This is a genomic window from Priestia megaterium (genome assembly GCF_009497655.1).
Classification (GTDB): Bacteria; Bacillota; Bacilli; order Bacillales; family Bacillaceae_H; genus Priestia; species Priestia zanthoxyli.
The window spans coordinates 273,707-295,587 of record NZ_CP023317.1; the positions used below are offsets into that span (position 1 = coordinate 273,707).

22 protein-coding genes and 1 riboswitch are annotated in these 21,881 nt (G+C 38.5%); of the genes, 12 read left to right on the top strand and 10 right to left on the bottom strand.

The annotated features are described in order from the left end of the window. The first annotated feature begins 119 nt into the window (after window positions 1-119). Window positions 120-1,475: an amino acid permease gene (locus tag CEQ83_RS01495; protein WP_155016974.1), complete on the top strand. Its 1,356-nt coding sequence runs from the start codon at window positions 120-122 to the stop codon at window positions 1,473-1,475. 127 nt (window positions 1,476-1,602) lie between these two features. Next, window positions 1,603-2,880 carry a DUF445 domain-containing protein gene (locus tag CEQ83_RS01500; RefSeq protein WP_155016975.1) on the top strand — a complete coding sequence of 426 codons (1,278 nt, stop codon included), beginning with the start codon at window positions 1,603-1,605 and terminating at the stop codon, window positions 2,878-2,880. Between the two features lie 37 nt (window positions 2,881-2,917). Here the strand turns inward: CEQ83_RS01500 and CEQ83_RS01505 are convergent, their stop codons facing one another. From CEQ83_RS01505 to CEQ83_RS01530, 6 genes are all read right to left on the bottom strand, one after another. Next, on the bottom strand, window positions 2,918-3,454 hold the full coding sequence (locus tag CEQ83_RS01505; RefSeq protein ID WP_155016976.1) for a PepSY domain-containing protein: 537 nt from the start codon (window positions 3,452-3,454) through the stop codon (window positions 2,918-2,920). 133 nt (window positions 3,455-3,587) lie between these two features. Further along, window positions 3,588-4,163, bottom strand: coding sequence for a PepSY domain-containing protein (locus CEQ83_RS01510; protein ID WP_155016977.1), 576 nt, complete (start codon window positions 4,161-4,163; stop codon window positions 3,588-3,590). A 72-nt stretch (window positions 4,164-4,235) separates the two neighbouring features. Next, window positions 4,236-5,582 (bottom strand): HAMP domain-containing sensor histidine kinase, encoded by a 1,347-nt coding sequence (locus tag CEQ83_RS01515; RefSeq protein ID WP_098999447.1) that lies wholly within the window; start codon window positions 5,580-5,582, stop codon window positions 4,236-4,238. 3 nt (window positions 5,583-5,585) lie between these two features. Then, complete coding sequence (locus tag CEQ83_RS01520; protein WP_028412498.1) at window positions 5,586-6,278, bottom strand: response regulator transcription factor; 693 nt, start codon at window positions 6,276-6,278, stop codon at window positions 5,586-5,588. An 80-nt stretch (window positions 6,279-6,358) separates the two neighbouring features. Continuing rightward, a complete protein-coding gene (locus tag CEQ83_RS01525; protein WP_155016978.1) occupies window positions 6,359-8,113 on the bottom strand; it encodes a sensor histidine kinase in 1,755 nt (584 codons plus the stop codon). Beyond that, window positions 8,110-8,835, bottom strand: a complete 726-nt coding sequence (locus CEQ83_RS01530; RefSeq protein WP_155016979.1) for a response regulator transcription factor — start codon at window positions 8,833-8,835, stop codon at window positions 8,110-8,112. Before CEQ83_RS01530 ends, CEQ83_RS01525 begins: the two co-directional genes overlap by 4 nt. 170 nt (window positions 8,836-9,005) lie before the next feature. Here CEQ83_RS01530 and CEQ83_RS01535 point away from each other — a divergent pair, with 170 nt between their 5' ends. From CEQ83_RS01535 to CEQ83_RS01565, 7 genes are all read left to right on the top strand, one after another. After that, window positions 9,006-10,220 carry a DUF418 domain-containing protein gene (locus tag CEQ83_RS01535; RefSeq protein WP_155016980.1) on the top strand — a complete coding sequence of 405 codons (1,215 nt, stop codon included), beginning with the start codon at window positions 9,006-9,008 and terminating at the stop codon, window positions 10,218-10,220. 35 nt (window positions 10,221-10,255) lie between these two features. After that, entirely contained in the window at window positions 10,256-10,939 is a 684-nt protein-coding gene (locus CEQ83_RS01540) for an ABC transporter permease (protein WP_014461898.1), read from the top strand. 1 nt (window position 10,940) lies between these two features. Further along, the gene (locus CEQ83_RS01545) at window positions 10,941-11,873 is read left to right on the top strand and encodes an ABC transporter ATP-binding protein (RefSeq protein WP_098999451.1); all 933 of its coding nucleotides are present in this window, start codon (window positions 10,941-10,943) and stop codon (window positions 11,871-11,873) included. Between the two features lie 146 nt (window positions 11,874-12,019). After that, window positions 12,020-12,613: an undecaprenyl-diphosphatase gene (locus CEQ83_RS01550; RefSeq protein WP_033580715.1), complete on the top strand. Its 594-nt coding sequence runs from the start codon at window positions 12,020-12,022 to the stop codon at window positions 12,611-12,613. A 151-nt stretch (window positions 12,614-12,764) separates the two neighbouring features. Beyond that, window positions 12,765-13,184 carry an organic hydroperoxide resistance protein gene (locus CEQ83_RS01555; RefSeq protein WP_028412491.1) on the top strand — a complete coding sequence of 140 codons (420 nt, stop codon included), beginning with the start codon at window positions 12,765-12,767 and terminating at the stop codon, window positions 13,182-13,184. Between the two features lie 105 nt (window positions 13,185-13,289). Then, a riboswitch (cobalamin riboswitch) is annotated at window positions 13,290-13,472 on the top strand. 133 nt (window positions 13,473-13,605) lie between these two features. After that, entirely contained in the window at window positions 13,606-14,403 is a 798-nt protein-coding gene (locus CEQ83_RS01560) for a HoxN/HupN/NixA family nickel/cobalt transporter (RefSeq protein ID WP_047751749.1), read from the top strand. A 231-nt stretch (window positions 14,404-14,634) separates the two neighbouring features. Next, window positions 14,635-15,798: a M20 family metallopeptidase gene (locus tag CEQ83_RS01565; RefSeq protein WP_034327426.1), complete on the top strand. Its 1,164-nt coding sequence runs from the start codon at window positions 14,635-14,637 to the stop codon at window positions 15,796-15,798. Window positions 15,799-15,865: 67 nt separating this feature from the next. Here the strand turns inward: CEQ83_RS01565 and CEQ83_RS01570 are convergent, their stop codons facing one another. Continuing rightward, window positions 15,866-16,288 carry a DoxX family protein gene (locus CEQ83_RS01570; protein ID WP_028412488.1) on the bottom strand — a complete coding sequence of 141 codons (423 nt, stop codon included), beginning with the start codon at window positions 16,286-16,288 and terminating at the stop codon, window positions 15,866-15,868. 302 nt (window positions 16,289-16,590) lie between these two features. Here CEQ83_RS01570 and CEQ83_RS01575 point away from each other — a divergent pair, with 302 nt between their 5' ends. Further along, entirely contained in the window at window positions 16,591-17,115 is a 525-nt protein-coding gene (locus CEQ83_RS01575; protein WP_098999452.1) for a type 1 glutamine amidotransferase domain-containing protein, read from the top strand. 131 nt (window positions 17,116-17,246) lie between these two features. Here CEQ83_RS01575 and CEQ83_RS27320 read toward each other — a convergent pair whose 3' ends face one another. Then, window positions 17,247-17,402, bottom strand: coding sequence for a hypothetical protein (locus CEQ83_RS27320; RefSeq protein ID WP_014461889.1), 156 nt, complete (start codon window positions 17,400-17,402; stop codon window positions 17,247-17,249). A 346-nt stretch (window positions 17,403-17,748) separates the two neighbouring features. Between CEQ83_RS27320 and CEQ83_RS01585 the strand changes: the two genes are divergently transcribed. Continuing rightward, complete coding sequence (locus CEQ83_RS01585) at window positions 17,749-18,237, top strand: DinB family protein (RefSeq protein ID WP_028412487.1); 489 nt, start codon at window positions 17,749-17,751, stop codon at window positions 18,235-18,237. A 25-nt stretch (window positions 18,238-18,262) separates the two neighbouring features. Here the strand turns inward: CEQ83_RS01585 and CEQ83_RS01590 are convergent, their stop codons facing one another. After that, entirely contained in the window at window positions 18,263-19,015 is a 753-nt protein-coding gene (locus tag CEQ83_RS01590) for a lipase family protein (RefSeq protein ID WP_034327418.1), read from the bottom strand. 255 nt (window positions 19,016-19,270) lie between these two features. On the opposite strand from CEQ83_RS01590, the gene CEQ83_RS01595 reads away from it, so the two are divergent. Further along, a complete protein-coding gene (locus CEQ83_RS01595) occupies window positions 19,271-20,725 on the top strand; it encodes an alanine/glycine:cation symporter family protein (protein ID WP_028412486.1) in 1,455 nt (484 codons plus the stop codon). Between the two features lie 32 nt (window positions 20,726-20,757). On the opposite strand, the gene CEQ83_RS01600 is transcribed toward CEQ83_RS01595, so the two are convergent. Beyond that, window positions 20,758-21,813 (bottom strand): aromatic acid exporter family protein, encoded by a 1,056-nt coding sequence (locus tag CEQ83_RS01600; protein WP_028412485.1) that lies wholly within the window; start codon window positions 21,811-21,813, stop codon window positions 20,758-20,760. Between the last annotated feature and the right edge of the window lie 68 nt (window positions 21,814-21,881).

Consider the following 21,881-nt stretch of genomic DNA (forward strand, 5'->3'; position numbering starts at 1 on the left):
ATTATATAGAAGAAAAAAACAGTGTTGGTCCAACCCCTACTGAATATCCGGTAGGGGTTTTTGTGCAAGAAGTGATTTGGTTAAACTAACACGTAAAATGAACAGAAGGGACGGGCATTATGGGAAAACAAGATCAAAATTTAAAAAAAGGTCTGTTGCCTCGTCATGTGCAGCTCATTGCACTTGCCGGCATGATTGGGACAGGCATTTTTAAAGGTAGCGCTGACACGCTAGGTATTGCAGGACCAAGTGTTGTACTTGCGTATTTATTTGGCGGCCTTATCTTATTTATTGTAATGACAGCACTAGCGGAGATGGCAATTGTCTATCCGAATATGAACGTACAAAATTTAGTGCATAAGGCATTCGGTACGCAAACCTCTTTTATTGTAGGGTGGCTGTACTGGGTGAACTGGATTGTTGTGACGATTGTTGAACTGCTTGCGGGAGGAAGCTTTTTGAAGTTTTGGTTCCCTTCTGTACCTCTTTGGCTCTTAAGCTTTCTCTGTGCAGTGCTGATTGTAGGGATGAATTTATTTCAAGTGAAGTATTACGGAGAAATTGAGTTTTGGTTTGCCGGTATTAAAGTAATTGCTCTTACTGCTTTTATCATTTTGGGAGCTTTCATTTTATTCGGTGTAATTCCAAGCGATGTGCAAAACCCTTGGGCAAATTATACGGCTCATGGAGGCTTTTTCCCTCACGGCATGAGCGGTGTGCTGAGTGCCTTTTTAATTGTGATGTTCTCTTACGGGGGAGCTGAACTAATTGGTGTGGCCGTAACGGAAACAAAAGATGTAAAAAACGTGTTACCGAAAGTAATTAAAGGCACAGTATGGCGAGTGATTGGCTTTTATATTTTGCCTATTTTAATTATTTGCGGCCTTATGCCCTGGAATTCTGTATCGGGGCAAGACAGTCCCTTTGTGCAAGTGTTTAGTATTACCGGTCTGCCAGGTGCGGCTCACATTATGAACTTCGTTTTATTGACGGCCGTTTTATCAGCAGCCAATTCAGGGATGTATGCAACTTCGCGTACGCTCTATGCTATGGCTCAAAGCGGGGAAGCGTCAAAGCGCTTCTTGAAAGTTTCGAAAAACGGTATTCCGATTAATGGGTTAATGATTACGGCTGCTTGTATTTTAATAGGTTTATTTTTAGCCTATAAAACGCCGGATAATGTAATTAGTTATTTAATGACTATTCCAGGTTTCACGATCATTCTCATTTGGGTGAGCATTTGTTTAGCTCAATTAAAGCTGCGTAAAGGGTATAAAGAAAAGCCGTTTTTTGCCTTAAAGTGGTTTCCTTATACAACGCTCTTTGCAACAGCAGCACTGCTTGTTATTTTTGTATCGTTTATGTTTAACAAAAACAATGTGATTGGATCAAGCGTATGTGCGGTTATCCTGGTCGTACTCCTCATTTTTTCATTTATTAATAAAAGTCGAAAAGAAAAAAAGTTTGAAGTATAGCAAAAAGGCAATATACTAGAAAGACGAGGGTAAAAGCTTGTCTTTCTTTTTTTGCGAAAATTTCTGTATCACGTTACATATTTCTAGATGAAATGTTTAGTTAAATAAATAAAGGATGAGGACTACAATGGAATCAAATAATGTATTTACAACAAACCCAAAAAAGAAATCAAAGCACTTGGCCACGATTTCTTTGGCGATTATGGGAGTGGGCTTCGTTGCCACCATGCCTTTTGGTGATTCAATTTGGGGTCGGTTGCTTCAAGGTGGGTTCGAAGCTGGATTAGTCGGGGGCTTAGCGGATTGGTTTGCAGTTACGGCTCTTTTTCGTCACCCTTTAGGCATTCCTATTCCACACACTGCGCTGCTTCCTAAAAACAGGCAGCGTATTACAAAAGGGTTAGTCTCAACGCTTGAAAACGACTGGCTGTCAAAAGAAAGCATTCAAGAAAAAGTGAAAAGAATTGCGTTTACAAAGCGTTTGCTTCCGATTGTTCGAAAAGGTGTTCATTCGGAAACGATTCAACAAAAAGGAACAGCACTGCTTGTTGATGCGATTAATCGTGTGGATACAGAGAAAGTAGTTCCTATTATTGAAAAAGAGCTCAAGTCATCGCTTTCAGCAATAGAGTTAAAGCCTATTGTGCATTCGATTGTTGGAGAAGTGGTTAGAAATCAGTATGATGAAAAAGCACTTGATGTTCTTTTAAATAAGGGAGAGGGCTGGATTAAAAAAGAAGAAACCCAGTATCAGCTCGGAAGTATTGCTAAAAATGCGCTTGATAATATTGAGCTTGACGGTATTTTACAATTTGCTCTCAAATCATTTCAAAGCATGATTAACGAAGAGAAGCTAGGGTCTATTTTGCAAAATCTACTGCTTTCTATTACAGGTCGTCTTCGTAATGAAGATGATGAATATCGCCTTGCTTTGGTAAATGGAATTAGAAAAGAGCTGCAAGGCTTGGAACACAATGAAGAGCTTCTTGAGAAATTAGAAGCATGGAAACAAAAAACGATTAATGAATTAAATGTAACGAATAAATTAACAGAAATCGTCGATAAAATGAAAGCGAAAGTGACGGCATTTATTGAAAGCCCTGAATTTATGAAAAGCTACGCCGTTCCTTACGTAGAGAGCTGGCTGAATGCTCTTGAAGGGGATGCACAGCGTCAAGAAGCAATTGATACGGCTATTCAAAAGCAAATCATGAGTTTTGTAGACGAGAATCATTCAAAAATTGGGCAGCTTGTTCAAGAAAACTTAGATAAATTAGATGATGAAACGCTTGTGGATATGATGGAAAACAATGTCGGAAAAGATTTGCAGTGGATTCGAGTGAACGGAGCTCTATGTGGATTCTTGATTGGTATTGTGTTAACGGTTATTAAATTAGCGGTATAAAAAAGAAGCACGCTCCTTTTGGAGCGTGCTTTTTCTATTAATCATCTATTTCTACACTGATTACGTCACCGTTTTTGGCATCTACTGAAACAGTTGCTTCACGTTTATCGGCTGTGTCAATTTCAATTTCATATACTAAACGGTTGTTTTCTTGGTCTAAATCCGTTTCGTTAACGGTTCCTTTAGCACTTTTTAAAGCTGTTTTTATCGCTTGATCTAATGAAATGGCAGGGGAAGCGTTTTGGAGATTCTCTTCTTTCTCATCATCATCTTTTGGGTCTTCATCAAATTCAATGATTTTACCGCTGCTGCTGTCAATATCTACATCGTATTCTTTATTACCTTTTGTGATGTCTACTTCATATTGTTTAACGCCATCATCTACGGCTAATTGGATATTTGTAATGTCACCGCCGTCTGTTTTTTGAAGAGCAATGTCTTTTGCCTTTGCTTCTTCAATCGTTGTGGTTTGCTTCTTGTCATTGCTTTTGGACTGATCTGTCATGGCATATGCACTTGCACCTAATCCACTGACTAATACTGCACTGGCTAAAACGGTTGTAATAACTTTCATATGTTACAGCCTCCTTGATTTGTTGTTAAGACTATCTTAGCCAATGAACTTTAAAGGAAAAGAAGAAGAAGTTTAAAATTTTCTTAGAAATAAATAAAGGTGTATAAAAAAAGCACAGCTTTTCGCTGTACTTTTAATCGTCGTCATTTTCATAGGTGATGGAATCTACATGCCCAGAGTAAGCATTTATCATTACTTTAGCTTCTCTTGTTTTAGACTGATCAATTTCGACTTCGTAGAAGGTTTGGCCTTCTTCCTCTTCTATTTCAACTGAGGAAAACGTTCCTTTTACTTTTTGTAAAGCAATATCTCTTGCTTGTTCCATTGAAATGAGAGGCTCGTCGGATGTAGGAGAAACTGGTGGCTGCTCGCTCTTTTTTTGTTCTTCTTCTGTATCATTTTTAGTTTGAGTAGACGTTTGTTTCTCTACTTTTTGTTTGATTAATGACTGGACTTCTCCATTTTTTCCATTTACTGTGATGTGGTATGGCATATCATCTTTAAGCAAAGTTATTTGATAAATCGGTTCATCATCTTTTTGAGAAAAGCTTGCATTTTCAATAGTGCCGCCATATTTTTGCTGGATGATACTGCTGACGTCCGATTCGGATAAAAGTGTATCAGGCCGATTCACTGCTTTTGCTATTCCGTAAAAGCAAGCTGAACCAACGGCAAGAAAAATAAGTATAAAAAGCACCGTTTTCTTCATACATTCACCTCCAGTATCTTAAAAAGTAGTATAGCAGGCAATTCTTAAAAATCTCTAAGAAACGGTGAGAAATTAAAGAGGAAAGCAAACCGTTACGGATGTCCCTTTTCCTTCATCGCTGCTAATCTCAATACGTCCGCTATGAGTTTCTACAATCTTTCGAGCAATGGATAATCCAAGCCCTGAACCACCGGTTTCTCGATTTCTTGCTTTATCTACGCGAAAAAAGCGTTCATACACGTTTGATAAGTCTTCTTTTGGAATACCAATTCCTTGATCTGTGACCGTAATCCTAAAGCTTTCGCTTCTTGTTATAGTTACTTCCACTGCTTTTTCACTATATTTAATGGCATTATCTAAGAGGATGTACAGCAGCTGCTTTAAGCGTTTTTCATCGGCTGTTACGACGGGCTGATCGGTTTTTACGTTTAAATAAATGGTTCGTTCAAAGGCTTGTTCTAGATGTTTGATTGTTTGTCTGCAGACGGCCGCCGCATCTACGTGTTCCATGTGAAGCTTCCACTGCGACTCATCTTTCGCAAGCACCAGCATTTGAGACGTAAGCTGTTTCATGCGTAAAGACTCAGAGTGAATGGCTTCGATGGCTTCTTCTAAAATATCTGGACGCTTCATCCCCCATCGTTTTAGCATATTGGCATAGCTTTCTACCACGGTCAGGGGTGTTTTTAATTCATGAGAAGCATCGGATACGAACTGCTCTTGCTTTTTATAGTTTTCCTCTAATAAATCCATCATATTATTGAAGGTGTTGGCCATTTGATCTAACTCATCTTTAGAAGAGGAAGAGAGAGCGATTTTTTTGAATGTGCGAGACACTTGAATTTCTTCCATAGTATGAATAAGAGATTTGATAGGCCGCAAAATGATTTTACTTAAAAGCCGTCCGGCAAATATGGTCGGAATTAATATAACAAGAGAGGCAATAAGCAAGATGAATTTTAATGTCTGCAGAGATTGTTCCACATCTGCCAGCTGTTCTGTGACTTCCAAAGAAACAACTTCGCCGTCCGTCCAAATGACGGGAGTATGCGAAATTGCGTATAGGTGGCCGTCGTCTTCTTTGATGGTTGTTTGTTCATTTGAATAATAAGAATAAGGTAAGTCCTGAAGTTCTTTGGTTTGATCAGTAACCGATACAACTAAAGGACTCCCTGATTTAGGCAAAATGCGAATCATCCCGTTAGGAGGCAAATAGGCACGAAGCAAATTGGCTTGTTTAACCGTCGCACTGGTTTGTTTTAGCCCATTTGTTACGTTGCTTGTTTCTGCTTGCAAACGTTCAATTGCGTTGTCTTCCATGGTTTTCTTGAAAATGAAGTAAATCGAACTGTTTGCAATTACTAAGAGAATAAAAAGCAGGGCAGTTGATGTAAGGATAATCTTTGTTTGCAGTTTCATAAGCTACTCCTTAAGCATATAGCCAACGCCGCGCACTGTTTGAATGTAGGGTGTTGAAAATGGAGCATCAATTTTTTTGCGCAAATAACGAATGTATACGTATACAATATTCGTGTCTCCGTAGTAATCGAATCCCCATACGTTTGTAAGAAGCTGTTCAAAGCTTAGCACTTGATTGTTGTTTTGAAGCATATAGACAAGTAAATCATATTCTTTAGGAGTCAGCTCAATAGCTTCATTTTCACGCGTGACTTCTCGCGTTTTTTCATTAACAACTAAAGTTCCTAGCTGCAGAGTATCTGCTTCTTTTTCAGCAGGAGATGCTGACGCAGGATGGCGAAGCCATACGCGGATACGTGCAAAAAGCTCCTCAATTTGAAAGGGCTTTGTAATGTAATCGTTCGCTCCTAAATCTAGTCCGCTTACCTTATCAGGAAGGGCGTCTCGAGCGGTTAATAAGATAACGGGCGTCTGATCATCGTTTGCTCGAATGCGACGAAGTACTTCGAGCCCGCTCAGTTCAGGAAGCATCACATCTAAAAGCAGCAAATCCCAATCGTGTTCTTGAAACTCTGCCAATCCTTCTGTGCCCGTATAAGCCATGCCGGTTTCATAGCCTTCATGTTCAAGTTCGAGCTGAATTAAACGAGCAATTTTGCGCTCATCTTCTACAATTAAAATTCTGCCTTTACTCAAAAAAATTCCCCCTTGTGTCTATGTATAGTTGCGTACATTATAGCATGGAGAGGATTGAGGTGTATAAAAGCAGCTGGAGGTTAGCCCGGCTGCTGATTGGTTGAAAGAGGAATATGCAAGGTAATGGCAGTGCCTTGGTTAGGAGTGGATTTCACTTCAATATGCCCTTTATGAAGTTCGCAAATGGCCTTTGCGATACTCATGCCGAGTCCAGCACCTTCTGTTTTTTCGGTTGTATTTGTGCCGCGGTAATAGCGGTCAAATAAATTTTTCTGCGTTTCTTCATCCATTCCAATCCCATCATCTTGAATTGTAATCAAGACGTTGTCACTTTTTAGAACGGTCAAAATTGTAATAGTGGTGTTCTCCGGATTATGTTTAATAGCATTAAAGATTAGGTTATCAACCATTCGTTCAAACCAGCGCGGGTCAGCTTGAATAAAAGGTTGAAGGTGAACGGGTACATAAGAGAATTGCACATTTTTAATAGTTCGATCGTTAACGAATTTTAAAACAATATGCTGAAGCAATTGATGAACGTCCACTTTTTTCGTTTCTAAGGCAACCACATTATTTTTAAGCTTAAAGGCCAGTGAAAAATCTTCTACAAGCCCCACCATATATTCACTTTTGTCACGCAGCGTTTGGCCAATTTCTTTTAGCTCTTCTTCGTTCCAATTGTAATAGCCGCTTTCAAGCATATGACCATATCCTTGAATCGTCGAAAGGGGTGTTCGCAAATCATGTGATATTCCAGTCATCCATTCTTCACGAGTGGTTTCTAGCTGCTTTCGTTCTTTTTCAGCTAAGCTAAGCTGCTCCGCCATCTCATAAAAAGCTGTGATTACTTCTGAATACAAACGATATTGAAAGCGTACTTTTCCATTCTTCCGAAAGACGCGCTTCCGCTCTTTTTCTGTTAGCACTTCTGAATAGTTTCCGCTTCCCATGCGCCCGAGCCAGCTGGTGAAGAGAAGTAAGGGGCCACCGTAGCGAAAAGCGTTCCAGATGGAGAAAGTGATAGTGGCTATAAGAACAGAAACCGCCACGATGATGGAGATCATCCAAGCTTTTCGGATAATAGATTCATCGGTTATACTGTGGTAATTATTAGGAGTGTAAAAAACCCATGAAATTTTCTTCTTTGGATCATGGAATACAGTAGCTGTTGAATCATATTTATCTTGTTCAATTTTTCGGGAAATAATTTCTAAAGGATCGTAACGTGTTTTTTCTTTAGGTATTCTAATTGAAGCTAAGATATCACCTTTCTCATTTAAAATTTGAAGCGAAGCATCTTTTTCTTTTAACGCCTTTTTGATAAGAGGGATATCGCTTTTGGGAGGTACCCTTTCTTTATTATATTTACCATACAAAGCCTGAAGCTGTTCTTTTAAATCACTTTTATAGCCCAAAATATAATAAGTAGGTGTAGTCAAAAAGGTATCAAGTTCTGTTACGACATTATAGTTTCTAAATTTTTTGGTTTTATCCATTTCTAATAACTCTGAAAGACCGTAGTGCTTAGGTAAGTCTTTTGGGGAGTTAACTTCTCCAATTACTTTTCCTTGTTTGTTCAGTACTTGGTACCATAACCCTTCCTGTTTAAGCTGTTTTGCTAAATCATCTGAAACGGTTGCTTTTCCACCTTCAACTGTTGTATCCCCGGTTAATACGCTAAGTGATCCAGAGGGTAAGTCTCTTTTTATATCTTGCTTTGAAAGGTAATAAGCTAGAAACATTAAAGCGCAAAAAAGAACGCAGCAAACACATGCAATAATCGCAATAAACTGAAATGAAAAATGAAAGGTCAACCTTCTTTTAATTGATTTCATAGGGCTTTGCCGTTCACTAATTTATATCCAAGCCCTCGTACCGTAACTAAATGTTTTGGATTGCTAGGGTTATCTTCGATTCTTTCTCTAATTCTTCGAATATGAACGGTTACCGTATTATCGTCTACGAACTGGTTATATCCCCAAACGGCTTCAAGCAGCTGTGATTTAGAAAGAACCACGTTCATGTTTTTACAAAAATGAAGTAGCAGCAAAAATACTTGTGCGGGGCAAGCAACCGTTTGACCATCTACAATGAGCTCTCCAGCGGATTCATCTACGATAAAACGATCAAACTCATAGCGATTTGAAGGCTGTAATTTCATTTTTACAGGACTTCTTTCCGTCAGCGCTTGTTTTCTGCGCAATCGTGCTTTAATTCGTGCCGCAATCTCTAAAGGATTAAATGGCTTGGTTACGTAGTCGTCTCCGCCCATGGCGAAACCCGTTAACACATCCAAGTCAGATACTTTGGCTGTTATGAACAGGATATATGCGTTTGAGAGCTCACGAATTTTAGGACAAATATCAAATCCGCTTTTATCGGGAAGCATGACGTCCAACAAAATAATATCAATCGTTTTATTATGTAAAACATCTAGCGCTTCTTGAGCGGTGTGAGCTTTATAGATTTGGTTGAATCCTTCTTTTTTTAATACTGTCTCCAGCATTTTGACAATAGCAATTTCATCATCAACTAGTAATATAGATGCATCTTCCAATATAAATCACCTCTGTTTCATTTCATACGTATTCGATTTTAGCATAAGAACATTACGAAAAGATTAACAAAAATGGAAAATGTTAAAGAAAAGATAATCTCCCGTTTATTTTCTTGAAAACTTCATTTCATATACTAAATATACAGACACATAGTAAAGGAGTTAAAAGGATGAGTAATGATGTTAGGCGGGTTAAAGTAATTGATAGTATGAGAGGATTCAGCTTGTTTGGTATTTTACTAGCGAATATGCTGATTTTTCAATATGGCATTTACGGAAAGGATATGATTCATCTCTTCTCGCTATCACCAAGTGATTCAGCAGCCTATGTCTTTTTAAAAGTCGCGGTAGAAGAAAGTTTTATGCCAATCTTTACTTTTTTATTCGGTTATTCAATGGTGAAGATGAAAGAAAGCTTAGAAAGAAGGCAGTTAGGAGTAAAAAGGCATTTCTTTCGCCGCTTTCTTCTGCTTCTAGGGTTTGGCCTACTGCATGGAGTACTTTTATGGGAAGGAGATATTCTTACGTTTTACGGAATGATGGGGATATTTTTATTAGTTTTCTTTTTAAACCGTAAAGCTAAAACGCTGTTGGTATGGGCATCGATTTTACTAGTTCTTACGGGAGCAGCTGGTTACGGTTCATTAAACGATAATATGTATCTTCTTAGTGATAAACAAACGCTTACCACATACGTAAAAGATACGATTCATGTGTATGGAAGTGGAACTTATGAACAAATTAAAGACCACCGCAACAACGTTGATCCGATGAATATAGCAGGATATAAATTTGCTTTTGCCTTCTTGTTTACACCATTTATAATGGGTGCTTTATTTTTGTTTGGCATGTACGCAGGGAAGAAAAAGTGGTTTTACGACGTTTCAGCTAATCAAAAACAGTATGGCCGTTGGGCGGCCGTGTTGATTCCGCTTAGCTTGCTGTTAAAAGGAACTATGTACGTATGGCCAGATGCTAATTGGGCTGGTTCTACACATATGTTAGGTGGGAGTCTCCTATCTCTTGGTTATGTTGCAGGCTTTGCTTGGGTATATGCGAGATGCGAGAGGTCATTTTTGATGAAGGCTTTTGAAAGCGTAGGCAGGATATCGCTTAGTAATTATTTAATGCAAACGGTTATATGCACGACGATTTTTTACGGTTATGGATTAGGTTATTTCGGAAAGCTCGGCATGATAGCAGGGATTTTTGTCTGCATCGGTATATACGGAATTCAGCTGATCGTCAGTTATGTGTACGTGCAAAAATTCCAAACTGGACCGCTGGAAAAGCTACTGCGTATATGGACAAATTTTTCTTGGAACGGAAAGCCCAAAGAGAAAAAAGCTTTACCGGAGGAAGTAAATCATCCTTTTGTTGGATGATAGCAGTCAAACTTATTTAAAAGGAGATTTTCGAAATGTGGGCCATTAGTGTGAAAGAGTTTCAAAGCTTATTTAAAAGTGTTAAATCAATTATCGTTATTTTAATCGTATGCGGTGCTTCCTATGGAATAGCCCATCTAGTTAGTCAACTTGGAGGTCAACTGACGAGCGCACAGATTCGAGATGGAGCCAACGGAGGGATTTTGGTGATGCTTCTCGGATTCGGACCTTTGTTTATTTCAAGTCTTTCTCATAATGTTATTAATCAAGAAATTAAAACAAGAACAGCCAGGTTTTTAGTTACCAAAACATCAAGAGAGCGTATTGTACTAGGAAAATTCTTAGGAATTTGTTGTTTCTGGCTTGTTTGTATCTCTATTTCTTTTCTACTGATTGGGTTTATTTCGCATCATTTTTCTTTTTATATATTTTTAGAGTGCCTGCTATTCACCGTTTGTATCATTTCATTTGTTTTAATGCTTTCAGCTTTAATACCAAGTCCAACTCATACTATGTTTTTATCAATTATTTTATCGTTTGTTCTACCGGTACTGAGTGGATGGAGCATATTTTCATCAAAAGCGTACATTGCATGGTTTAAGTATGTGACACCTTACTACTATTTAAAGTTGGAGAAAGGGTATTTAACGGTTCTTCTTATTTTTGCAGCACTCTGTTTATGTACGGCACTTTGGAGTTTTAAAAGGAGAGAAGTATAATATGTATGCTATTGAAACAAGTAAATTAACTAAAAAGTATGGATCTAAAACAATTGTTAATAGTATTAATTTACAGGTACCACAAGGAGAAATTTACGGATTTTTAGGGAGAAACGGAGCAGGGAAGTCTACATTTATTAATATGCTTACCGGCGTTTCATTTCCTTCAGCAGGAGAATTTACGCTGCTGGGACAGAGTGATATTGATTTAGAGCTTCAGAAGAAAATAGGCGTGCTTCCTGACTATGCTAACTTTTACGATGAGATGACAGCGCTCAATCATTTGTGCTATTTTTTAAAGATAAATGGCCATCGTTTTTCGAAAGAACACTGTATTGATGTACTGAAGAAAGTAGGATTAGAAGGACATGAGCATCAGAAAGTTGGAAAGTTTTCATTTGGAATGAAAAAGAAGTTAGGAATTGCTCAAGCAATTATAACAGACCCAGATCTTATCTTTTTAGATGAACCAACTTCTGGAGTAGATATTGAATCTGCTCTCCACATTCATGAATTAATAAGAGAACTTCAAAATCAAGACAAGACGATTTTTATGACGTCTCATAATTTAAATGAAGTTGAGAAGATTTGTACGCGTGTAGCGATTATGAAAAATGGGATTATTTTAATAGAAGGGACAATGGAAGAACTGCGCTTTCAATACCAAGCGAAAAAAACGGTGATAATCAAACATGATCCTTACCCAAACAGCCACAAAGAATATATTCAACAGTTTTTCCGTACGGTGAGTCCGGACGTGGAATACCATCACACGTACACAAAAGTGATGCTTCAAAAAGAGAGAAATATCCCTCTGATTATTCGCGAATTGATTCAATGCGGCATCGATATTTATCAAGTTCACGTAGAAGAACCTTCTTTAGAAGAAATCTTTTTGCAAAAAAACATTGTGGATCATTCACAGGTAAGTTAATGGGCAAAAGTCCGTTGGCTTACTACTCATCCTGAATACGTTATTTATAAATACCAGTTAGGAAGCCTCTGACAAAAACATGTTCATTTTCCCAAGAAACTGATAAGATAGCTAATGACATTTAAAAATAAGAAAGGATTTCGATTATGTTATCAGCTATTAATTCAGTAGACTATACCATTTTCCATGCGGTGAATCAGTATGCCTCGCATGTGAAGTTTGTAGATTCGCTAATGGTATTCTTTGCAGATTATGCCCAGTATGTACTTATTGTTTTACTCGGCTTGTTTTTACTTATTAATAAAAACGGCAGCCGTGTTGTAGCATTTCAAGCTTTATGTGCTTGTGCCACAGGAGTCATTATCAATAAAGTGATTAGTTTATTTGCTTATCGAGATCGTCCGTTTATCTCTCACCACGTGAATCAGCTTATTGATCACGCCGCGAATTCTTCATTTCCAAGCGATCATGCTACATCTGCATTAGTTATCACTTTTACCATCTGGCTGCATTTCAAACGTTCAGGGCGCATGTGGGTTGTCATGGGTGCACTCATTGCATTTTCACGGGTATGGGTTGGCGTTCACTATCCATTCGATGTGTTAACAGGAGCCGTTTTAGGCTGCGTGCTGGCGCTGTTTATTCATTATGTTATTTTTAATACGAAACTGATGAGGGCTATTACCAACTTGTCTATTTTTCGAAAATCAGCTTATGACGAACAGTCTCAATATTATTAAGAAAAAGTCGCATATACGCGGCTTTTTTTATTGGAAAATTTTTAATGTATTTAACACTTGTTTTTTAAAATTAAATTGTGTACAATTAAATTACAGAAACGATAAATAAAAAATTTTAATAAAATTACTAAAAAAGAGGAGAGATTTATACATGAAAGCTTTATATGAAACGACAGTCGTTAACACAGGTGGAAGAACAGGAGAAGTTCATTCTTTAGATAATATCTTTAATTTAGACGTTGCAACACCTCCAGCGCTTGGTGGAGAAGCAACAACAGCAACAAACCCAGAGCAGCTATTTGCAGCTGGATACAGTGCTTGTTTCAACAGCGCGTTAGAATTTATGTTGAAAAAACATAACGTAGAAATTAAAAGCAGTGAAGTAAAAGCTACGGTTCAGCTGCTTCCAGATAAAGCTGATCAAGGAGTGAAAATTGCTGTAGCGCTTGAAGCTCATATCGAAGGTTTAGATTTAGAAACAGCTAAAAAATATGTAGACCTAGCCCACTCATACTGCCCGTATTCAAAAGCAATCAGCGGCAACGTAGACGTAACGGTAGAAGTAGTTTAATTGCTTTAAAAAGCCCTGCTAAGCATGTAAAGCTCAGCAGGGCTTTTTTATTTGAATTTTCTCTATTCATTTGTAAGGAGTACTAGTATAATGAGGAAGAAAATGAATCATTCGCACAGTTTAGGTGCTCTTACATAGCGTAAGAGGTAACAGGGAATCGAGTGCAAATCTCGAGCGGTCCAGCCACTGTAAGCAGGGAGTTTTCTATCTTATCGTCACTCAAAACGGGGAAGGCGGTAGAAAATGATGATCTCAAGCCAGGAGACCTACCTATTCTGTACACTTGACTCTTCTAGGAAAGAGGCGGTGTATCAAGGTACGCAGTGAGCAATTACTGTTTATTTTCATATGCCGACACATCCTCAATTTCTATAGAATTGAGGCTTTTTTACGTTTTATTTTAAAAAAAGGAGTGTAGGAAATGGAAGGTTTATCAGTTTTTTTACTTGTCTTTTTATTAGGAATCAGGCACGGATTAGATGCAGATCACTTAGCTTTTATTGATGGCCAGACCCGATATAATTGGCGAATGGGCAGCCGTTTTGCTCCGTGGGTCGGAACGCTGTTTTCACTAGGTCATGGAGGAATGGTGGCCGTCACGGCCGGGGTGCTGGGCGTAGTGATGAAGAATTTTACGTTTCCAGCATATTTCGATCATTTTGCATCTTGGGTATCTATCATCTCTCTCTTTCTGATTGGGACATTAAACACATATCATTTGCTTCGAACTAAAAACAAAGAAGAAGAGTTTCAGGTGAGCGGGTTAAAAGGGAAGTTTATTCCGAAAATCGCAAAAGGAACAACGAATCCTTTTTTAATTATTCTTGTAGGAGCGCTGTTTGCCCTAGCGGCTGAAACGGTCAGTCAAACGGCCGTGTGGTCTCTAGCTGTAGGGAACGCAGGCAAATATACGCCGCTTTTATTAGGACTAGTATTTATGTTTGGTATGATGCTGACAGATACAATCGATTCACTGATTGTACATAAAATGGTGAATGAATCGAGTAAGTTTGGGCAATCTGCTTCCCGCTTGATGGGCTGGGTTATTGTTATCCTCGCATACGGGGTGTCCTTCTACTTAGCATTCACTTTCTTTAATCCATGGGCCGAAGTAAACTTTGAAATGGTTGGCGTTATTTTGTTTGTTTTTTTAGTGTCTATGTTTGTTTTTGTAAGTGTGAAGTCAAAAGGGAAAAATATCAAAATAAATGTCAATTAATAAAATGAAAGCTTTAATCTGTTGAAGATTGAAGCTTTTTTGTATAAATTTGTTGAAGTTTATGGCTATTTTCGGTCGGTTATGAATAAGTTAAAGTATTATCTGTATTTTAAGGATGGAAAATTGTCTGAAAACCATTATAATTAAGGATAATTTAAGGTCGTTATGTGAAACGTAGAACATACTCATACGTACGATAAATAAAAGCAATGAATGCACAAGCAGCAGGGGTTGTTTGGAGGAGGAATTGATTTGAGTCAGGTAATGGTAGAACAAAGCGTATTTAGTTATTTAAAAGAACATGAACAAGAGATGCTCGAAGATTTAGTTGGATTTGTGAAAAAAGAATCACCGTCCTACAGTAAAGAGTTAGTGGATCAGTGTGGAATGTATTTAACGCAGCTGTTTCAGAAGCGTTTAGGCGTAGGGTATGAAATCATAGAAGAAAAAGAAGTAGGAAACCACTTGAAATTTACGATTGGAGAAGGAGAGAAGCAGCTTTTAATTATCGGTCACTTTGACACGGTATGGGAAAAGGGAAGGCTGAGTCTAAGAACAGAAGGAAACAAGCTTTATGGTCCGGGAATTTTAGATATGAAAGGCGGCATTATACAATCTATATGGGCGATTAAAGCGATTCAAGAGCTTGGCTTATCGCTGGATAAAAAAATTGTGTTTTTTTGCAATTCAGATGAAGAGATTGGATCAATTTCCTCTAAAAAATATATAGAAGAAGAAGCACAAAGAAGTGAAGCAGTGCTAGTAGCAGAACCTGCGGTGGCGGGTTCAGGTGCGTTAAAAACGTCGCGCAAAGGAGCGGGGATTTTCACCGTAAAGGTGTGGGGACGAGCAGCCCACGCTGGTAATCACCACAAAGAAGGAATCAATGCTATTGAAGAGCTAGCGCGCCAAGTGATTTTTCTGCAGAGCTTAACCGATTATGAAAAAGGTACAACGGTGAACGTTGGGACATTTACCGGAGGCAGCGGTACAAATGTAGTGCCGGAATATGCAGAAGCGCACGTGGATTTACGTGTTTCTACAGAAGAAGAAGCAAAACGTATGACGGATATTATTTTGAATTTAACGCCCATTTTAAAAGGGATTAAGATTGAAGTAACAGGAGGCATGAATCGTCCTCCAATGGTTAAGTCTAAACAAACGGAAGAGTTATTTGAATGCGCTCAGTCAATTGCGGCCAAACTGGGTATGAAATTAGAAGAAGCAGCTGTTGGAGGCGGAAGTGATGGCAATTTTACAGCGGCTATTGGCATTCCCACGTTGGATGGATTAGGAGCATGCGGAAAAGGAATACATGCAGAATATGAACATATTCAAATTGATACGTTGTCCGAGCGTTCTTCTTTATTTGCGAATTTGCTGCTTCAAATATAAAAAAAGCCCGCCTCAAACGGCGGGACTAACCTGAAAGCTTATATTGGGAGAGTATAAGCTTTCTTTTTTATTTACTGCTTTCTTCTTGAAGAGAAAAAGCAGTTTCTTTCTTTTTAAATACCACTTTATCAAGAGCAAGGAACTGGCTTCCTGCAACAAATAAGTGAGCAGACATGGCAATTAAGGCAATATCAAACTCAAACCCGCCAACGAATCCGCTTTTAAGCTTGGCTGTAAAAATAGCGCCAAGCATAACTGCCACAAATAAAGCAGCTACGACTCTTGTTGCTAGACCAAGAATAATCAGAACCCCACCTACAAGTTCAATTGTTGCCACAATATATGCCATGAAACCAGGGATTCCTAAGCTATCGAAGAAGCCTACTGTATTTTCAATTCCCCCTTGCCATTTTTGAAAGCCGTGTACTAAAAATGTAAAACCTAATACTAAACGAATAATAAGCGATCCAATTTCGACGTTTTTATTCACTTTACTTCCTCCTTTAAGTGTATTTGAAAAACACTACATTATGTAGTGTAAAAGCCCGTGAAAAGAAATGTAGCAATTAAATAAAGTCTTTCTTATTTGGATAATTTTACAACATTATGAACATCACACTACACATTGTAGTGTGATGTTTGTCCCCAGTCAAGTAAAAATATAAAATTAGATCATTTGGCATACAAAAAATTTCTGAAGGGCACTTGAAAAATCCTTTAATTATGTACAATTTAGTTCCTTATTTTCAATCTTATTCTCCAACATGCTATACTGATGGCGGAGGTGTTACGATGCGCTTAGAAAATAAAAGAGTTATTGCGCTTGTTAGTGCAGACTTTGAAGATCTAGAACTATGGTATCCAGTGATGCGTCTTCGCGAAGAAGGAGCAGAAGTACATTTAGTTGGAGAAAAAGCAAACGAAACGTACATGGGGAAATACGGTGTTCCAGCCGTATCGGACTATGCATTTAAAGATGTTGATCCAGCTGAATATGACGCTATTTTAGTACCTGGAGGCTGGGCGCCGGATAAACTGCGCCGCTACCCTGAAGTAATTGAAATGGTTCGTCATATGGATGAACAGCAAAAGCCAATCGGCCAAATCTGCCATGCAGGATGGGTATTAATCTCTGCAAAAATCTTAGATGGCCGAAACGTAACAAGTACGCCAGGAATCAAAGATGATATGGAAAATGCGGGAGCTATTTGGCATGATGAAGCAGTCGTAATCGACGGCCACATCATTTCAAGCCGCCGTCCGCCAGACCTTCCTCCTTATGCAAAAGCATTTGCTGATGTACTAGCAGGGCAATAAGAAAAAAGCCGAAACCATATTGGTTTTGGCTTTTTTATAAGATTCCCTAAAAAAGAAATGATAAAGTAAATAAAAAATCATCATTAAAAAAGCGAGCAGATGCATCTGCTCGCTTTTGTTCGTGTTTCTTATCAGTAACTTGCTTTTTGCAAGTGTAAAAACAAAATGATTACTTTCTTTATAAAATCCATGATTACGGTTTTTGTATGTTTCGTTGTTGTTAGGGCACAATTAGCATTGATTGTGCTTGCATGGATTTCATCCATTGCCGCGGTTTGTTTTTCCACATGATCGATTAACCTAAACGACGCAAGCCCTACCTCTCTTGCATCCTTACGGCTCCGAAGCCGATCCAGTGTGAATAAGTTTTGTTCAAAGACATGTGTCGAATGCCAGTATTTTTACCTTGCATTGTACGATACATCCTTTCAAGTTACTTTCACTATGTCCAGCTCTTAAAGAAAAGCCAGAAATCTAAATATAACACTTCAGTTGATCTATGTCAAATAGAAAAAATATTTTTTTCACGTGAAACAATTGCAGCTAAAACATGGTTAAGTAAAGGGATATCCTTTTTATATAGAAGAGTTTTTTGATACGATAAGCTAGAGGAATCCTAGAGGAGGATGAACAATGAACAAAAATGAACAGTTTCGAAATGATGTATTGAACAGTGTAGAATCATTAACATATGAACAATTAAATCAGCAGCCAGCATCTAATACATGGAGCGTTATGCAAGTATTAGAACATTTATATTTGATGGAGCGCATGATTGTTTCACGTGTAAAGGATCAGTTAGAAAACGGTGTAGATCAGCCAACCGAAGATAAGCCGTTTCATTTAGCGGTAGACCGTTCTCGAAAAGTAGATGCACCGGCTCAAGTTACGCCTTCTAATGAAAATCAGACATTAGAAGAAATGAAGAGTAAGCTGGCGGAATCAAGAGCGGCTTTAGTAGAGTTAGAAGAAACAGCCAGTGAAGAAAACCTAAAGCAAAAATCGTTTCCACATCCTGTGTTTGGGTTAATGGATTTAAAGCAATGGATTGATTTTATTGGCTATCATGAAAAGCGTCACCAAGAACAAATAGAAGAAATCAAAACAGCAATTGGCGCATAAAAAAACAGGCATTCCGCCTGTTTTTTTATTTTTGGACCAAAATAGGGTAATCCGACATCATCCATATCCCAACACTGTATGTTTGGGGATTATGGTTCCCTACGGTAGAGCCTGTTTGGATGGTAAATGAGAGTTGCAGAGGGTCTTGATCGTAATAAATTGTTTGCTTGGTGGAAGGGGAATAGAGTCGCTTCGGAGGGATTTTAGGAACCGTATCCGTCGTGTTAACAAAACAGCGGCTATTTGAAACAAGATTTGTGTATGTTTGAACGAATTGAGGATCCCCTACTCGAGGAGCTCCGTAGTTGTACATTGTAATTTCCGGAAAAGATGCGTTTGTGGCGACATCTAAGGCATGAAGAGCAGCGAGTGCGCCACCTAGGCTATGCCCCGTTATATAAATGGGCTTGGTGGGAAGCGATTTATATGTTTCAAAAATTTCATCACGGCATGATTCGTAAACGGCTAAAAAACCTTCATGAACGAGCCCGGCTCGTTGATTGTATGGATAGGGGCGCTGCCTAATGCGAGCATCAGCAATCCAATCTGCCTCAGATTGAGTTCCTCGAAAGGCAATTACGATAGAGTCATCAGATTCTAAAATAAAACCAAACCATTCTTGCACCCCTACGGCAGAAGCTTTAAACGATTTAATAAGCCGGTAGCCTTCAGGTACATCAAATGTGCCTCCCTGTGCGTATTGCTTATAAGCTAAGACGCACGCATAAAGAAGGTCTAGAGCTAAAGAACGATAAAATAAAGGCTCGATTCTCATCATTGTTTTTCACACCTTCTAATAGAAAATAACTCCTATAGCCTATGTGTTCTTGAGAAGAAAGGTGCAGATATCTCTTTTTTGAGAGCAATAATTATGGAGTGTAAACGATTTCTTATTGGATGTTTTTGAGGGGTTTATAACTTTTTTTGTGTATTTTAACTAAAAAAAAGTTTTAATTTAGAGTTTTATTGTTAAAATTTATAATTTAACTTATAATTTAAAATAGTCTGAATCAAAAAATAAGGGGGTTATCGTTTGGAGCAATTTGTAACGAGTTTGAATAATGTGCTATGGAGCACGCCTGTTATTTATGGGTGTCTTGCGATTGGCCTGTTTTTCTCGATTTTAACAAGGTTTTTACAGGTACGACACTTAAAAGACATGGTTATGCTGATGTTTCAGGGTAAAAGCTCAGAAGCAGGAGTTTCTTCCTTCCAAGCACTGTCTTTAGCGCTGTCGGGACGAGTTGGAACAGGAAATATTGCTGGAGTTGCGACAGCTATCGCTTTTGGAGGTCCAGGGGCTGTATTTTGGATGTGGGCAGTTGCTTTTATTGGTGCTTCTAGTGCATTCATCGAATCAACACTGGCTCAAATTTATAAAGTTAAGCAAGATGGCCAATATCGAGGTGGTCCAGCGTACTACATTGAAAAAGGAACAGGTATGAAATGGTATGGCATTTTATTTGCCATTGCAGCCCTTGTTGCGATGAGTATCTTAATGCCGGGCGTTCAGTCCAATTCCATCGCGCTTGGCATCGACAATGCATTTGGTGTTAGTCCAACGGTTACAGCAGTAGGATTAGTTATTATTCTTGCTTTTATTATTTTTGGAGGCGTTAAGCGTATTGCAGGGGTAGCCCAATTCGTTGTACCTTTTATGGCACTTGGGTATATTATTTTAGCTCTTATTATTATTGCCATGAACATTTCGGAGTTGCCGGGAGTTATCGCTCTTATTTTTAAAAGTGCTTTTGCATTAGATTCTGCTTTTGGAGGAATCGTTGGTTTAGCTGTTTCTTGGGGAGTGAAGCGCGGCATTTATTCAAACGAAGCAGGACAAGGAACGGGGCCGCACGCAGCAGCTGCAGCAGAAGTTTCACACCCGGCGAAACAAGGTCTTGTACAAGCTTTTTCGGTTTATATTGATACACTGTTCGTTTGTTCAGCAACAGCGTTTATGATTTTATTCACAGGCATGTACAACACGGAAGGACCGGGAGGTTCATTTATTATTTCAAATTTACCGGGTGTAGAAGCAGGACCTGGATTTACACAAGCTGCTATTGAAACAGTGTTGCCGGGGTTTGGAGCTGGCTTCGTGGCAGTTGCCCTATTCTTTTTCGCGTTTACAACGATCATGGCTTATTATTACATTGCTGAAACAAATATTGCTTATCTAACTCGCGGAAAGAACGGGAAGTGGGCTATGTTTGCATTAAAACTTGTCCTGCTGGGAGCTACGTTCTACGGGTCAGTGAAACAAGCCTCATTAGCTTGGGCGTTAGGTGATGCAGGACTTGGTATTATGGTATGGCTAAATTTAATTGCTATCTTAATTTTAGCTAAGCCTGCGTTAGTTGCATTAAAAGACTATGAAGCTCAGAAAAAACAAGGGGTAGACCCCGTATTTGATCCTGTTAAGCTAGGAATTAAAAATGCGGACTACTGGGAGAAAGAATATAAGAAAGATGAGTCACAAGTTTCGTAAACAAGAAAATCCTCACATTTGTGAGGATTTTTTTATGAAGAAAGTGAGACAGGCGAATTGTTTAAGTTATAGCGTTCCTTCAAACGATGAATACGGTGTAGTTCTTCAAGCAGGTGATGAATCGCAAGAAGTTCGTACAGCATGGTTGTTTCTGTTGAAAAAGGCTGATCCACTCTGTTTTCTTCCTGCTTATGTGCCCAAAACCTTTGTTTTAAAGTCAAAACAAGCGTTTGATGCTGCAAAGAGCTTTTATATTGTTCATTTTGTAAGACTTTATGAAAGGAAGTGAAAGTGTCCCAAATCACTTGATGTTTTGCACTTTGCAGCTGATGAGCGGGCAAATAAATTAAATTACCAATATGGTAGACAAGCTGCCTCATAAGAGAAAGTTTCTTATATTCATAGTGGAATTTTCTCATAGCTGTACGAGTGAAATGATGAAATTTCCATTCTTTTCGCTGATACTCACAAAGCGTCTCAATTTTTTCAATTTCAGCAGAAAGCTGCTGAAATTGAAGCTTTGTTTGTTTATGACAAGCGTGTACTTGAGAAAGTTCGCTTCCTCTTTGCTGTAAGACGCTACTCATTTGTTTTGAGAGATTTTGAATTTTCCTCGTAATAATCGGTGTATAATTAGGAGGAAGAACAATGATATTTACAAGTGAAGAAGTAAGCAGCCCAATACTAGTGGTCGCTAGGCGAATTAAAAATGATATGAAATAATGGTCGTGCACAATCGTCAGCATAGCCACTCCTGTTAGCGTTGCAACGAGTGTTCCGGCATGTAAACGCAATTTATAACAGGATATAATAGTAGAAACAGCAACAAGCATATAGGTAAGCGGCGTTACGCCTAAAAGAAATGTGTAAATCATGGCAAAAGCAGCTCCAATTGCTGAAGCAGGAAAGCGAATGAACGCTTTTTTGATAGAATCCGCAGCGGTTGGTTCAATCGTAACAATGGCTGTAATAACAGCGAGCATATACGGCCAGCCAACGGACTGACAAATGAGTGCAGTCAAAAAAACGGCAATGCCTGTTTTAATAATACGACCGCCTAAAAAATTAAATTTTTTTACGTTAATCATTATGCATACCTTCTTTAAAACAGTTAGTAGTTTAATTATAAGGCATATTAAGGTGATAGGAAAACACG